Source organism: Olavius algarvensis spirochete endosymbiont, assembly GCA_900608495.1.
In the GTDB taxonomy this organism is placed as follows: domain Bacteria; phylum Spirochaetota; class Spirochaetia; order DSM-2461; family DSM-2461; genus UBA2779.
Map to the genome: position 1 here is coordinate 62,221 of UWYT01000029.1, position 13,267 is coordinate 75,487.

Below are 13,267 nucleotides of genomic sequence, written 5' to 3' on the forward strand. Positions count from 1 at the left end.
TCTAATTGGCGAAGTTCTGTTTATCAGCAGGAATAGGCGGACTCGAAGTATCTGTTTTCTTTGCGGCAACAGTGCGAAGGAAGCCAAACACGGCTCCACATGCAGCTCCTATAATATGGGATATCTGGGAGACATCGTCGTAGCGAAAAATTGCCAATACTTCCTTAATCAAATATAAGCACACAACCAGTAATGCAGTAAGCGGAAATTCTCCAGTTCCAGTATTTGCGAAACTTACCATCAATATCATCATGAAAGCTATCCCACTTGATCCCATTAGGGCAGTTTCAAAGAATAGAGCATTCAACAGGCCGTTTACTAAGGCGGTAATTACAATCATCCAAGCCACTTGCCTGGTTCCAAATTTTTCCTCAAGTATGGGACCAAGGAGCAGTATCAAAGTTAGATTCGCAAGAAGGTGTTCCCAACTGGCGTGTCCAAAAAGGTGAGTAAACATCCGTACGTAGGCCGGGATGTCATCAAATTTAAAGGTTGTTGACCCCTCAGCGGTGAAAAGTTCCTGAATTATTCCAGGCATAATATATTGGTCTATCAGAAGGACAATCGTTGCCACTAAAGCCAGTGTAAGTGCGGCCGGAGCATTGTACTTCAGCTTCATACTAGTGTATCGGAGTTATTCGCGAGCATGCTTATTTAATTCAACTCCATAGCTATCGGGCAATGGTCGCTTCCATTTATATCCGGCATTATTCTGGATGATTTCACTCTCCCTGCGGACGCATCGTTTACGCAGAAATAATCAATTCTCCATCCGACATTGTTTTGCCGGGCGTTAGCTCTATAGGACCACCACGTGTAGTGATTTGGTCCATTTTCAAATACGCGAAAGGTATCGGTCCAACCGCCGGCGATGAAAGAATCCATCCAAGCACGTTCTTCGGGCAGGTATCCCGGGTTTTTCTCATTTGCCTTCGGATGAGCCAAATCTATAGGTTTGTGAGCCACATTGTAGTCGCCTATTATTGCAACGGTTTTGCCAGCGTCCACCAGTTTATCAGCACGTTTTTTAACTGCCACGTTGAAACCAAGCTTGTACTCCAGCCTAGCTCCTTCAATCTGAGAATTCGGGAAGTAGCAGTTCAATAATGCGAGGTTGTCAAAAAAAACAACCTGTACTCTACCCTCCGAATCAAATTCTTTCACACCCAGAAGCTCTATGGCATCGGGCTGTTTTCTTGCCCAAAACGCGGTACCACTATATCCACGTTTCTCAGCACTCTGCCACCAGGACTGATATCCAGCGGGTGCGTATACTTCTCTACTCAGTTGTTCGAGGTGCGCCTTTGTCTCCTGTATGAAGAAAAAATCCACATCGGAGGCGGTGATAAACTCCATCAACCCTTTTTTGCAGGCGGCGCGTACTCCATTTACATTCCAGGAAACAATCTTCATGATTTATAGTATATAATGTTGGTTAATGATAATAAATGCTTCATCTTTAATAAAGGCCATCGAATCCATAGACGATTCTGACTGTCGGATAACGAATCGCCAGAGAGTTTCCGGCGGAGATATAAACAGATGCTTCAAACTCACTCTCTCTTCAGGCAGGGTGTTTTTCCTCAAGGAGAATCAATCTTCGCTTGTTCACATGTTCGCCGCTGAATCTGCGGGTTTGCTCGAATTAGCCGATGCTGCCAAAGGGATAGAGGGCATATTCGTGCCCAAACCTTTCGCATGGGGATTAGATGGCGGTCGTTCCTTTCTTTTGATGGAGTACATTAATCAGGGTAGGCTAACTTCGAGTACTTCCTTCGGTGCATCCCTTGCGGAACTACACCGCAGTGCCCGGAATGACAGTTGTGGATTCGAACAGGATAACTGGATTGGATCGACTCCGCAGTTAAACAGCCCAACAGTCTCATGGCACACTTTCTATTCTGAGTGTCGTCTGGGTTTTCAATGGAGCTTGGCTAGAAGAAATGGTTTCGGGAATTTGACTGCCGATCGAGCTATGGAAAGAATTCAATCCAATATATCGAATATTCTACCTGCCCCGGATAAACCCAGTCTTCTTCATGGCGATCTTTGGGGTGGTAATTGGATGGCTGGAATCGAGGGATACGCCTGGTTAATTGATCCTGCGGTGTACTACGGCCACAGGGAAGCCGATATTGCAATGACGGAACTCTTCGGGGGGTTCCCATCCGGATTTCGCGATGCATATCGGAACACATGGCCTTTGGATCCTGGTTTCGATGAGAGGAGAAATCTGTACAACCTCTATCATCTTCTAAATCATCTCAATCTATTCGGTTCATCCTACTGGCCGGGTGTTATGTCCAGTATTAGTCAATATTCGTAAAAACCCACCTAAGCCCGCAATGGCGCATCCCCTGGGAGCTGCGCCCTGATTTTGGAACGGAGTTCTGATTTTGTAGCATCTATTCGGGGTGTTGATATCGGCAGTTTCTCAAACGATTATTGCCAAGCGCCGATAATCAATCCGGCAATTGCGAATCCAAGAATTCTATAAATGGAATTGAGAAGAATCAATAGTGCCGGTTTACCGTGCCATGCAGCTTCACCTACGAGAGTCATCGCGATAAATCCGAATGACAGCAGAGCTCCGGCAATCAATCCGCCGAGAGCGTTATTGATACCCATCATGTTCAAGACAACAGCCAGGGCTAACATTGCCACGAAGCTCGAAATAATACTGGCAATATAGCCTGTCGTGGCGCTCTTTTTCGCTTCGGGAGTTTTCATATCGCTTTCTGAGAATCCGGCAAGCTTCATCCATTTCTTGCCAAATAGCGGGCCATACCAAAGCATCCCCACTACAGTAAACGCAACCAATGCAACAATGACGGCAAGATAATTGACTAAGAACATACTATCACCTCGAGAAAACACTCTAGTATTATTCTCTGAACGCTGTCAAGATTGCCGAAATTCCCTTTGTCTATCGTCTGTTACTGCGCTATCCACTCATCCTCGGATAGCTCACTCGGAATTTGTGTTCTAAAGCGGAAGGCTGCTGAATTCTGTGATGCAATTGGTATGATCATGAAGAGATTTAGTGTCACTCTTCGGGTATGGTAGAAGGAAGGCGGGTGAAATACAAATGCGCCGGGTAGATATACTGATCGGATATAATGAGCCGTTGTTTGATAACATTTTTTGGAACATAGAGAAGTCTGAGCCCCTTATCTTCAAATCTGTATAGGAATTGCACAACTTCTCTCTCGTTAAATTTGAGGCTAAATGCTCCGTTGTACTTGGCCGTAATTGACGGTTTGACGAAGTGGTCAAATTCAATCGTACCGATATTCCCCGCCTCGTATGAAACAATTCCCCTGGAAATCAAAGCCGATTTCTTGATCCAGGTAAATGTACCATCTTTGCGTACCGTGAATTCACCATAAATTTGGCTGTAGTAGACTGGCCCCGACTGAACCATTCGTGTAAGTTCAGCTTTCCTTCGCTCCACCTCGCTGGCAATTATCGTCGTTATATCTTGATTTATATCAACGAAGGCTCTGCTGTAGTCCTTCCCTTCATAGATATACTGTGCACTGATGAAATCAGAGGAATTTATTGTGATTCTAAAACTGCTATTCAAAAAAATATATCTATTCCGCCCCGCTGGCACTATCTCGGTCCAAAACTCGTTAATTGATATGTTAGGATTTCTCAATGAAATCTTGTTGTTCTCCGGATCGAAGAACAGACCATACTCGGGTTTTAACAGCTCCAGATCGATTAGATTGCTTGCCAGCATTGTCTTGTAGCTTTCGGATCGCCACTCGGTTCGAAGCAGATTGTCAAGGATCGGATCGAAAGACTTCCTTTCATTTAGGACTTCCCGCGTACTTCCTGTATTCTTCGTTACTCGGAGGTGATAATCAAATACATATCCTTCCACACCACCTTTGGCTAACACTTTGTACCAGTATCCTTCGAGGTTTCCAACTTTTTCCGGTTTGGAAGTTCTTCCAAGCACTTTTACTAACTCACCCTCCCGAAAACTGAAAATGCGAGTAGACATATTCGTAGATTCTGACCGCATCGGCAAACCTTGATACAGGCATTCGGCAAATACATATCGCCATTCCCCCAAATCCACGACATACTCTGCCGCCTCCTTTTTTCTATTGAATCTTTTTATTCGCCATTTATCGATTTCTTCTTTGAAACGCCCTTGATCAGGGAGATTGACAGTATAGGTATTGCGCAGCATGGATTCACTCTTCACTTTTACGATATCTCCCGGATTCAAATAACTGTCTTCCGTTGGCCAAAGCACAACGCCGGTACCAATGTTTCTGCATCCAGATATTGTAAGGATCGCGAGGCAAACCAGGGGAAGCTTGCGAAGTCCTATGCAATTTCTATTCATAACGTCACACGATTAAAACCAAGACTCTATTCGGAGTCAAGCACCGGAGGCTACTCGAACAGAAATCGCCGATGAACTCTGGTGATCGTTGATAAGTGCGTTATTTGGACAAGGAATCGAGAAGTATAACAATTCTGCCTGCAAGGAGAGCCTCCTTACCAGAATCCTCGGCCAGAATACGTTTGGTATCTTCATTGCTTAGCACGATATCACATGGCAATTCGCCATATAGTTCTCGTGCCATTGTTCTATAAGGTCTTCGGCCCACAAGGAAATCAATCTCGTCTCGATTTGCCACACTGTAATAGGAAAGAAAATTGTCTTTATTCCTGGTGGGATCGGACAGGACAGTAAGATCGCTTGAGAGAATTCTGGCGTATAGTGCGGGGTGCGGGGGCGATGAAATTCCAGTGCCCCAAACCCGCGTATTTTCCGGAACATAGATAACTATTCCAGTCCAATCGTCTTCAGGGATTGGAATCCAGCCGACAGGAGTTCTCGGGAGATTTAACCCGTCTGTGATGGGGAAAAACTTCGGAAGCAATTCAGTTAAATCCAGAGTATAGGAAGCTTCAACAATGGTTCTGTCCTCTGATATTCGACTCCATTTCCTATTCAGCGATTCCGTGAGCTTTTCAACTAATGCCATCGATGATGGCACACGCTTGATATACTCCTCCAGTGTACCCAATCTATCCCAGGGTAAATTCTTCATGTCTTCTATAAGTAATGCCGGCAGCTTGCGTTCCAGTGCAGCAAGAGTTCGAGGGTGAGCTTGCGGCAGCATATCCGAGTCGAGTGCATGAGTAGCTAGTACATTGAGATTTCCAGTCCTCCAATCTACTTCTGTTTCAATCGATGTCTGAGCGAATATCCGACCGCAGGGGGTTAGTGCTAGTAACATTGTGCATCCCAATATCTTCTTGAGCATCAGGTTTGTGTCTCCTTTTCGGGAACTGGGAGCATGTTTTCCTCGATTTTCAAGTTTCCAGACAGAACCCAAAAATGTATTGGTATTCCGAAAAACATTTAATGGGCGATTCCCAGTTCATCAATACTCCCCGTGGCGGTCTTGATGTGAAAAAACTGCTGCAACAAATCGTGATTTATCCACGGGGGATTCATCTTCATTCAACAGTCTCCAGTACTCGTTACCCGGCGTTCCGGCAAGCAATACCGACTCTAGAGCTGCGAAATCAGTCGACGCGACTACGCATCGAACTCCAATACTGAGGAGAAGTACTAGAGTCGTTCGCCGAAGTATATGCCAGCCCATTCCCAATTCCCGTTAATTTCTGGATCCGCAGGATAGTCTATGCGGCGAAAGTATAAATACCATGTAGGAATCATCCAAGTCCATCCGGTGGTCCACAGGTAGGCTTCGCTGTTATTGGAGAACTTCTCAAGCTCACTACGATAACTTATGGTGGATGTTAGAAATGATTCTAAAGGCATCGGGATATGCGTAAATGGATCAGAAGTTTCCTGGCTCCAACTCATAAGGAAGAAATCCACCGACTGATGCTTCTTCAGCAGGGATCCATTTTGAGTTCTTAAGGCTCTTTTAATTATCGCAACCAAATCATCGAGTTTGTCCACAGTCCACGACTTATCACTTCTGTGAAAGGTTAGTCTGGCTTCGATTTGGTTCGCCGCATTGGAATTACCCGGGATTATGGTGTTTGGGTGCTTCAAAAAATTCTCATATGCCTGATACATTGCCTCCCAGTCACCCAATTTCCGGTATAGACCGGCAATGGCAAAATAGTTTCTGCCCAAATCAATGCGATCTGAGTAGTGTTGCTGCATTCGCATTCGCATCAAAATTGCTTCTCTTGGGTTGTTGGTTTGTTTTGCAATCTCATTCATGGCCAGAAAATGAATCGATTCATCGTCAATCTTCAAGTCAGGATAGTTTTTTAGAAGACGCCTGAGATAGTCCAGGGCCAGCTCTTTTGATTCTCCTACGTTTTCTGCCATTACTGCTAGGTAATAAGCCCCATAGGGATCTTCCGGATAGCTGCTAAGAATATTTCCCAGATAGCGGTTAAGCCAGGCGATTTCTCCTGCGGTTCTTGCACGGGCGATTATTGGTTCAAGAGCTACAAAACGCATTGCTGGATTTTCCGTCGAGTTTTGCGCAATTGTGAACAGTTCTGTGAAAACATCGTTTCTGGAGAGTGAGGCGGGCACCCTGTCTTCGGATGAACACGAACTCAGCAAAGCGCAAAACAGAACTGACGGCACCACGAGGGGGCGATTTGCAAACAACATCATTTTGATGGTTGGTGGAACATCAGTTGTTTTTCTGATTTCGTATGAAATCCCTATATTTTTCCGGATCCGAGCGAAATCCTACAATTCTCGATTTCTTGTCAGCTTCCAGCAGTGCGCTTGCCGCTTCACGATACAGTACATCCGCGCTTATCAGCCTGCCATTTCGAGCGGCTATTCCGCAGAATATTTTCTGATTTCTGTCTTTACTTAACTGTTTTTGCAAGAATTTCTTGGCTGTGAAAATTGACGAATCGAGATCCTTGTTGGTTTCGATTACTGCTGTCTTCTGGCTATCGATTGCGAATACCAGGTTTGAATCGGGATAATGCTCCAGGACGAGCTCGTTTATATTGGAGTCACCAGTCATAATTACTAGAGAGAGATCCTGATTTGAAGCGGCGGTGTCCTCGAGTGTTACATCCAATCGATTCATTATTCCAGTACTTTCGTCTGATTTAATTTCGTTTGCGTCAAGGTTTGGTAAGTCCACATCATTTTCCATGAGAATTGATTCGCCGTATTCGGGCTTGGTTACCCTTAAATCGTTCTCATCGAGTCTGTCGACAGGTGCGAAATCATCGATATCTTCATTGGTATGCGTTTCAAATTCATCGTCTTCCGGGGCCATGTAATCAGAACTTCTTGAACTCTCTATTCTGCTTTCAAAATCGCCATTGTTCGGGAAATCGAAGTCTGAGCTTTTCTCGTGTTCTACTTCTGGCTTTCCTTCCCTCTTATACGTTCCTGGATTTACCAGTATCAAAATGAAGGTTATCAGAAACATGCCAACCACGACAATCAGCACTATCATGAGTCTGTTTCGAATTTCTGAGGTTGTTATTATTGTCGAAACAAAAGTTGCTTCAAAACCTTCATTCAAAGTCATAGGCCTGGTGGTTTTGTAATACTGGGCGCGTGTAAGGGGTTTATCGAAGTGGCTTGACTCAGTGATGGAAACCTGCGAGAAGTCTTTGATTGCTGGTTTCACAATGCTCAGCCTAAGTCCATTCTCCTTTGAGGAAACTTGGATCGCAACGATCAATGGATTTTCGGCCATTAGGTTTTCGGCTACTTCCGATTCTTCATTTATGTCTCGACTTCCGAATATGGCCTCGTCAAGTCTGCGAGTGTATTCAACACTGCTTATCGCTGAACTCGATATTCGCATAGCGCGTGATTGGTAAATCTTCCAGGCGAACAAACCTACGATACAGAATAGCATAATGGTGACACAAATCGTATATACGATCGAAACGGACTTCTTCATAATTGCATTATACTGCAAGCTGGGGGTTTGTGTTGAATACTAGAAGCAGATGTCTACCTGAGGGCTGGTATCCATCATCGGCAGAGGAAATCAGACACTTTGTGCGCGGAATCCCAGATGAGGAAGTTAGGGCTGGAGTTTCAGCAGGCATGGTTCCACATGCAGGCTGGGCGTTTTGCGGCGCAATGATAGCAAGAACTATAAAATGCATGGCAAAAGATTTGCATTCTATAGTTATACTTGGTGGCCACAATCCGCCCGGGGGACGTTTAATCCGCTACGATGAAGACGCATGGGATTTTCCCACGACTAGACTCTATCGAGATGTCGAGATATCCGATTCTGTCAATTCGCGATTATCCGCTGAGTATAAACCTGTTGCTGAAAGTTCGGCTGACAATACGGTTGAGGTGGTTCTATCAATGGTTGCGGCGATCTTACCTGAGGTTCAATGGGCGGCCTGGAGGATTCCTTCGGATGAGCGAAGCTTGGATTTTGGCCGCGTTTTGGCTGAAACGGTGGAGAAAAGCGATAAGAGTGTTGTTGTAATTGGTTCGACCGATCTGACTCACTACGGGCCAAATTACGGCTTCATGCCAGAGGAATCTCGGAGCGATCCGCGCGGTTGGGTTAAAAAACGGGATTATGAAATACTGCGGGCGCTTGCAAATTTCGATGGAATTGAGGCCTTGGAGGCGGCCAATAAACAGAAATCTGCTTGTTCCGCAGGGGGTGCTGTTGGAGCGATGGAATATGCAAAGGTATTGGGCACGGGAGCAGGAACTATTCTTGACTATTCTCTCAGCAGCGATTTGTATCCCTCTTCGTCTTTTGTTGCTTATGGATCGATTATTTGGGAATTCGCTTAATCCATTCTATTGTCCAGATTCGAGCTTTTTCCACTGCTTCGAATCCACTTGAGCTTTCCTCTCTAAACCTTGTTGCAGCTGGCAGGAGAGACGCCCAGGCTTGACGGGATTTATCTTTGAGGGCGGCAAGATAGTCTTGAATGTTGGCGCTTAGAGGAGGGAGGGACTCCAGGATTTCGGAGTAATCGTGTATGAAATCTTGCCATTTCGTTTTAGGTGGCGAGGTTATGAAACTCTGTGTTTGCCAGGCTATATTTTCAGAAGATTGTGAAATCTTGTTAGGGAAGGAAGCGGGATTAGAGTTCTCCAGAGTTTCGCGGTAGTAGTCCAGGCTTGATATCCGATACCGCCATGTACCGTGTGATTCTTCACGTATTGGATTGGACTCATCGATAAATTTCCAGAAATAATCTTCAGCCCCCGAAGTTCGTCGAGACTTTGATTGAAAAAGAGAGTATATGTAAGCACCTTTGGCATAGGGTTCCCCATCAGGATACGAGAAATCCGTCCCAAAAAGAGTTATTTCCCTGGCGCCAATCCTTTTTGCCAACGAGACGGCAGCGTGAGTCACATTGCCGCCCACCAAGTCCAAGGTTGGAAGAACACGGTAATACTTGTTCAAATACAGAGAGAAGGGATGCTTGCTGGAGAAGAATACTACCTTATCTGTTAGCCTGCCCAGAACTGATGGAGCAGCTATGTCCAGAACCAATATGCTCTCTGCTGGCAATCCCTTCAAGAAATGCTGATAGCTGAAAACCTGGCAATCAATTGACAGGATTATATCCGGCTTTATCCCATTGAGAATTAAGTGAGGGAGGGAGGTATCGGTAGCTAGTAGTTTCATACCGTCCATACATTTCTTCTTTATTTCTTCCATCTGTTTGTGCAGGGAAGGGCCAGCAGCAGTAATGAGCACACGCTTGGTGGGAAGTAACTTGGTAGTTACTTCTTCATTTCTTGGAAGATTGGATAGAGTATTGGTGAACCATCGCTGTCCGAAATTCGACTGTACGGTTAATTCGCGTGAGAAAGTTTCGGGTATTGTCTGCAACGCATTAGCGCAGGCTAAAAACCAAACTGGGTTGAGATTCACACGAGGTTTTAGAGATATCGTACCAAGATTACCGTGTATGATGGGTAGATAATTGTCGAGAACGAAATTGAGTAATTCCTGAGGGGGGTAGTCTATTAGTAGATTCACCCGGGAATTCGAGAAAAGCCAGGTGAAATCAAAATTTTCCAGTAGTCCCCGCATCAGGTTCATGTCTTGTTCGACAATGATTAGAGCCGAGAGCTTCTCATTTGCAAGAAGAGGTTTCAGATGATAGCCGCCGCCAAGTCCAAAAACGATTAAGAATTCTTCATTTGCCGTACCGGCAATTCGGTTTCCCTCGGAAATCGGATCGAACAGTGAGTGCATTGGATACAGATGCCCCTCTCTTCGGACAGCCGGCACTATTGAACCCTGACGAGATTTGCTTGTGACTAGATAAACACTTGGTTTGATACCGCGCAATCTGGCCGCGAGGTTGGGGATTTTTGCATTTAGAATGTCCAGGTTTTGATTCAAATACCCCATTTCAGATGTAGGGCTTCTCCAGGCTGCTTAAAATTTGCTTAACCGCATTGCGATGTCTTACCTCTTTTTCACTTCGTTCAGATTCAGCGCAATTTTTGAGTTCTATAAATCCTCTAGCGTCCAGGGTGTACATCAATTCGCAAATTTCATTGTCAGTAAACTCTTGATTGATAAGTTGCTTCCAACGTTCGAACGCACAGAGAATCAAAAACCTGCGCTGATTTTTGTTTTCTTGGGTAATGAAAACATCGAATTTGTCATCCTGTGTCCAAGTTTCAAGGTATTTCGCAAAAATTTCCGGCCCCACCTCCGTTATTCCAGGAAGCTTCACCGGTATGGGCGCAAATTTCTCCGGAGCAAAGCGAAATACTCTGTCCTTAGGCAGATTATTCCCAAACCAATCTGCATATGTTGCTAACGCAGACCCCACTCTGAACTTGCCGAGACGAACAGGGCCAAAGGTTTCGGTACGCTTCCAGTATATATCGTTAAAGGGGCGAAGACGACACGATTTTGAGGTAATCCACCCATCGAAAGCATGAGGCCGGGAGTGAGATCTGAGATCGAACCAACACAAATCAAGTCCAACCAATATCAAGGGACCTTCTGATAAGCATCTCCAAACCTCAACGGCTGTTGCGGCAACCGTTCCCATGGATGGTACCGATATGCCAGGCCACTCCTCGCTTTTTATTAGTTTGGATTCAACTGCTGTGCCTTGATTTAAAAGAAGAACTCGAGAGTTTGGCGGTGGAGTAGAGGATGATAAGGGCATTGCTATTGGAACGTTTTCCGCGTAAAAACGCTGGTGCTGTAAGGCCCAATAACCAGGATCGCTGGCAACAATTAAATCTGGTTCGAGTTTGGCCCCTGTCAATACAGGAAGCGCGGATGGAAGTGCCCATAGCTGAAAACTGTATCGATGCTTATGCAGTTCTTTCAGAGCATACTCAAGGCTTGGCCCGGAAGCTGCCAGAACAATCGGCTGTTTCAATTTCATCGGTACAATGAATTCTTTGAGATTCATGAAATTTCTAAGTATGTTTCTTATCCAAAGGCGCCCAAAAGTTGCAGTAGTATCAACGTTCCCGGCATATCTGCGCATCACCAGCCCAAAAGCGTTTGAAACTTCGTTTGCCAGTTTCAGTCGGGCCTTGATGGATGGATACCAGGAAATTATTTTCAACCCCTTCACATCAGATTCATGCAACGTTTTAAGTAGAAAAGTTTCGATGTCAACACTCATTCCCGGGTGCCATCGGTATACAGAATTCCTGATTGGTGGCGATGACACTCTATTGTGATACAAGTCTGAATCAAGGTGTATTGATATGATTTTGCTGTTTGGCATCGAAGATTTGAGTGACCTGTCCAGGTAACCAAGTCCGGCGCCTATGATGGCAATCGTTGAGTTTCGTTTGATTTCGGAAACACGCTTGTTGAGAAATCCGCGTGCTTCCTTGTCGGGATTATAGCTCGAATGGATTCTAAAAGTTCCGATGGCGGCCGTGGGTTCTCCTGTTCGAGATTTGTTGATCGAAATCTTGTTCACTTCTAAGAGAGAAGCTGTTTCTCGATGTAAGCGCTATCTTTTGGCCAGTGTTTGAACTCGGCCTGAAAGCTTGGAGCTCGACCCAGTTTTTTATAGGCGAGTCCAAAAGCAACAGAAAGCTGATGTAAATACAATTCATGATCAGGTAGACGTTCATCGGGGAATACTATAAGTACCCGCTCACCTCCAAGTTCATGAAGACGACCCATCCTTCCGGTGATGCGTCCCAAGAGATTGATGACCTTCTGTGCGGCTTTGACAGTATCAAGTTCGGAATAGGATTCAGCCATTGCTTCTATCGCATCGGACATATTGAGAAACACGACTGAGGCTTTGCTGATTCCTGCGCTCGCCAACCGTTTTGAGAATTTCGGTTCTCTCTTCTCTTCCCTTTCACGTGTTTGCTGATAACTCTCAATTCCATCTTGCAATCTATCTGCTAATTGCTGAATTTCGATTTTTATCAAGCGATCGGCTTCTATGGACCTCTGGTAATCGGTTGCCAGTAAAATTGCTGAAGGAGGGTTTCCCGTTCCGATTCTGAGAATCATGACTTCTCTCCCAGATTTCGTTAGATTCGGGAGCAGGTTTTCGAATTTTGTAATCGTGATTTGTTTCGATTCCCCTAAGTGGGACGCAGGCAAATCCGAATTGATTCCTGGCACATCCAGGGCATCAAAGATAGGTCCAGTAGATATTAATGGGTAGTATTCCTTCTCTTCTGAATCCAGAAGCATAATCGAGCCTGAAGTGAAACCGATAAGTTCCCGGAAGACGTTGATAACACCCCGTGGATAATCAGGATGGCCTGGGTTATTTCCGATGGAAGATATCAAGGATTCAACAGCCGTATTTTCCCTTGCTTGCTGATTAGAGAATAAAGCAATAGCCCTGTCAAGCAACCCCATTAGTCAGAAATCCCCAGCTCCTCAAAGATTTTTTTATAGGTTTCAAAGTGCTCACTTCTTGCAAATTCCCGAATTTTCTTATCTGGCAATGAATCAAGTAGCTCATCCATGTACTTCAGAACGTCCCTAATCTCGTCTTTCAGTTCACTGGAAACAGGTTTGACTTCTTCACTGGCTTCATCTATAGACGACAATGCTTCAGATTCCACGGTTTTAGTATTTGTGGCGAGCGCTTCGAGGGAATCAAGATCGACTTCTTCAGTTCCAGGAAGTTCATTGTAAGAATTTTCGAGAGGTTTAGCGCTACTGCTATCAATACCGACGGCCTCAGGCAAATCATCATCCAGCTCAATTATGGCATCGTCTTTGGGCTGTGTTTCGAGGCCAGCCTCCTCGAGCTCATCTAGTTCAACCATGCTCTCCGCCTCGAGGCTGGCTTCCGCGGGTTT

At 45.2% G+C, this 13,267-nt stretch carries 13 protein-coding genes; 2 read left to right on the forward strand and 11 right to left on the reverse strand.

Annotation, left to right across the window (positions count from 1 at the left end; translation table 11 throughout):
- Window position 1 precedes the first annotated feature (1 nt).
- The gene (locus S1OALGB6SA_RS00495) at window positions 2–619 is read right to left on the reverse strand and encodes a rhomboid family intramembrane serine protease (RefSeq protein WP_077067597.1); all 618 of its coding nucleotides are present in this window, start codon (window positions 617–619) and stop codon (window positions 2–4) included.
- A 35-nt stretch (window positions 620–654) separates the two neighbouring features.
- Window positions 655–1,413: an exodeoxyribonuclease III gene (locus tag S1OALGB6SA_RS00500; RefSeq protein ID WP_037563150.1), complete on the reverse strand. Its 759-nt coding sequence runs from the start codon at window positions 1,411–1,413 to the stop codon at window positions 655–657.
- A gap of 25 nt (window positions 1,414–1,438) precedes the next feature.
- Here S1OALGB6SA_RS00500 and S1OALGB6SA_RS00505 point away from each other — a divergent pair, with 25 nt between their 5' ends.
- On the forward strand, window positions 1,439–2,326 hold the full coding sequence (locus tag S1OALGB6SA_RS00505) for a fructosamine kinase family protein (protein ID WP_037563149.1): 888 nt from the start codon (window positions 1,439–1,441) through the stop codon (window positions 2,324–2,326).
- A 116-nt stretch (window positions 2,327–2,442) separates the two neighbouring features.
- On the opposite strand, the gene S1OALGB6SA_RS00510 is transcribed toward S1OALGB6SA_RS00505, so the two are convergent.
- The 5 genes from S1OALGB6SA_RS00510 to S1OALGB6SA_RS00530 all read right to left on the reverse strand — a co-directional run bounded on the left by S1OALGB6SA_RS00510 (window position 2,443) and on the right by S1OALGB6SA_RS00530 (window position 7,907).
- Window positions 2,443–2,856: a DUF1761 domain-containing protein gene (locus S1OALGB6SA_RS00510; protein ID WP_124032196.1), complete on the reverse strand. Its 414-nt coding sequence runs from the start codon at window positions 2,854–2,856 to the stop codon at window positions 2,443–2,445.
- Window positions 2,857–3,046: 190 nt separating this feature from the next.
- Complete coding sequence (locus S1OALGB6SA_RS00515; protein ID WP_124032197.1) at window positions 3,047–4,363, reverse strand: SH3 domain-containing protein; 1,317 nt, start codon at window positions 4,361–4,363, stop codon at window positions 3,047–3,049.
- 100 nt (window positions 4,364–4,463) lie between these two features.
- On the reverse strand, window positions 4,464–5,267 hold the full coding sequence (locus S1OALGB6SA_RS00520) for a TP0624 family protein (RefSeq protein WP_124032198.1): 804 nt from the start codon (window positions 5,265–5,267) through the stop codon (window positions 4,464–4,466).
- A 338-nt stretch (window positions 5,268–5,605) separates the two neighbouring features.
- Window positions 5,606–6,556 carry a tetratricopeptide repeat protein gene (locus S1OALGB6SA_RS00525; protein ID WP_195910209.1) on the reverse strand — a complete coding sequence of 317 codons (951 nt, stop codon included), beginning with the start codon at window positions 6,554–6,556 and terminating at the stop codon, window positions 5,606–5,608.
- 103 nt (window positions 6,557–6,659) lie between these two features.
- Window positions 6,660–7,907: a type 1 glutamine amidotransferase family protein gene (locus S1OALGB6SA_RS00530; RefSeq protein WP_124032200.1), complete on the reverse strand. Its 1,248-nt coding sequence runs from the start codon at window positions 7,905–7,907 to the stop codon at window positions 6,660–6,662.
- 29 nt (window positions 7,908–7,936) lie between these two features.
- Here S1OALGB6SA_RS00530 and amrB point away from each other — a divergent pair, with 29 nt between their 5' ends.
- Complete coding sequence (gene amrB / locus S1OALGB6SA_RS00535) at window positions 7,937–8,776, forward strand: AmmeMemoRadiSam system protein B (RefSeq protein WP_306766967.1); 840 nt, start codon at window positions 7,937–7,939, stop codon at window positions 8,774–8,776.
- Here amrB and S1OALGB6SA_RS00540 read toward each other — a convergent pair.
- The 4 genes from S1OALGB6SA_RS00540 to S1OALGB6SA_RS00555 all read right to left on the reverse strand — a co-directional run.
- Window positions 8,757–10,358, reverse strand: coding sequence for a motility associated factor glycosyltransferase family protein (locus tag S1OALGB6SA_RS00540; RefSeq protein WP_037563142.1), 1,602 nt, complete (start codon window positions 10,356–10,358; stop codon window positions 8,757–8,759). The genes amrB and S1OALGB6SA_RS00540 overlap by 20 nt on opposite strands.
- 1 nt (window position 10,359) lies before the next feature.
- A complete protein-coding gene (locus tag S1OALGB6SA_RS00545; protein ID WP_081950088.1) occupies window positions 10,360–11,910 on the reverse strand; it encodes a 6-hydroxymethylpterin diphosphokinase MptE-like protein in 1,551 nt (516 codons plus the stop codon).
- 2 nt (window positions 11,911–11,912) lie between these two features.
- Entirely contained in the window at window positions 11,913–12,818 is a 906-nt protein-coding gene (locus S1OALGB6SA_RS00550) for a hypothetical protein (protein ID WP_124032202.1), read from the reverse strand.
- The coding region (locus S1OALGB6SA_RS00555) for a hypothetical protein (RefSeq protein WP_503465857.1) at window positions 12,818–13,267 on the reverse strand (450 nt) is incomplete at its 5' end. The genes S1OALGB6SA_RS00550 and S1OALGB6SA_RS00555, both read right to left, overlap by 1 nt.

What these genes read in the sequence shown, in the direction of transcription:
- S1OALGB6SA_RS00550 (WP_124032202.1), bottom strand. Translation starts at nt 12,818, where the DNA reads ATGGGGTTGCTTGACAGGGCTATTGCTTTATTCTCTAATCAGCAAGCA.
- S1OALGB6SA_RS00495 (WP_077067597.1), bottom strand. Translation starts at nt 619, where the DNA reads ATGAAGCTGAAGTACAATGCTCCGGCCGCACTTACACTGGCTTTAGTG.
- S1OALGB6SA_RS00515 (WP_124032197.1), bottom strand. Translation starts at nt 4,363, where the DNA reads ATGAATAGAAATTGCATAGGACTTCGCAAGCTTCCCCTGGTTTGCCTC.
- S1OALGB6SA_RS00530 (WP_124032200.1), bottom strand. Translation starts at nt 7,907, where the DNA reads ATGAAGAAGTCCGTTTCGATCGTATATACGATTTGTGTCACCATTATG.
- S1OALGB6SA_RS00540 (WP_037563142.1), bottom strand. Translation starts at nt 10,358, where the DNA reads ATGGGGTATTTGAATCAAAACCTGGACATTCTAAATGCAAAAATCCCC.
- S1OALGB6SA_RS00500 (WP_037563150.1), bottom strand. Translation starts at nt 1,413, where the DNA reads ATGAAGATTGTTTCCTGGAATGTAAATGGAGTACGCGCCGCCTGCAAA.
- S1OALGB6SA_RS00505 (WP_037563149.1), top strand. Translation starts at nt 1,439, where the DNA reads ATGATAATAAATGCTTCATCTTTAATAAAGGCCATCGAATCCATAGAC.
- S1OALGB6SA_RS00520 (WP_124032198.1), bottom strand. Translation starts at nt 5,267, where the DNA reads ATGTTACTAGCACTAACCCCCTGCGGTCGGATATTCGCTCAGACATCG.
- S1OALGB6SA_RS00510 (WP_124032196.1), bottom strand. Translation starts at nt 2,856, where the DNA reads ATGTTCTTAGTCAATTATCTTGCCGTCATTGTTGCATTGGTTGCGTTT.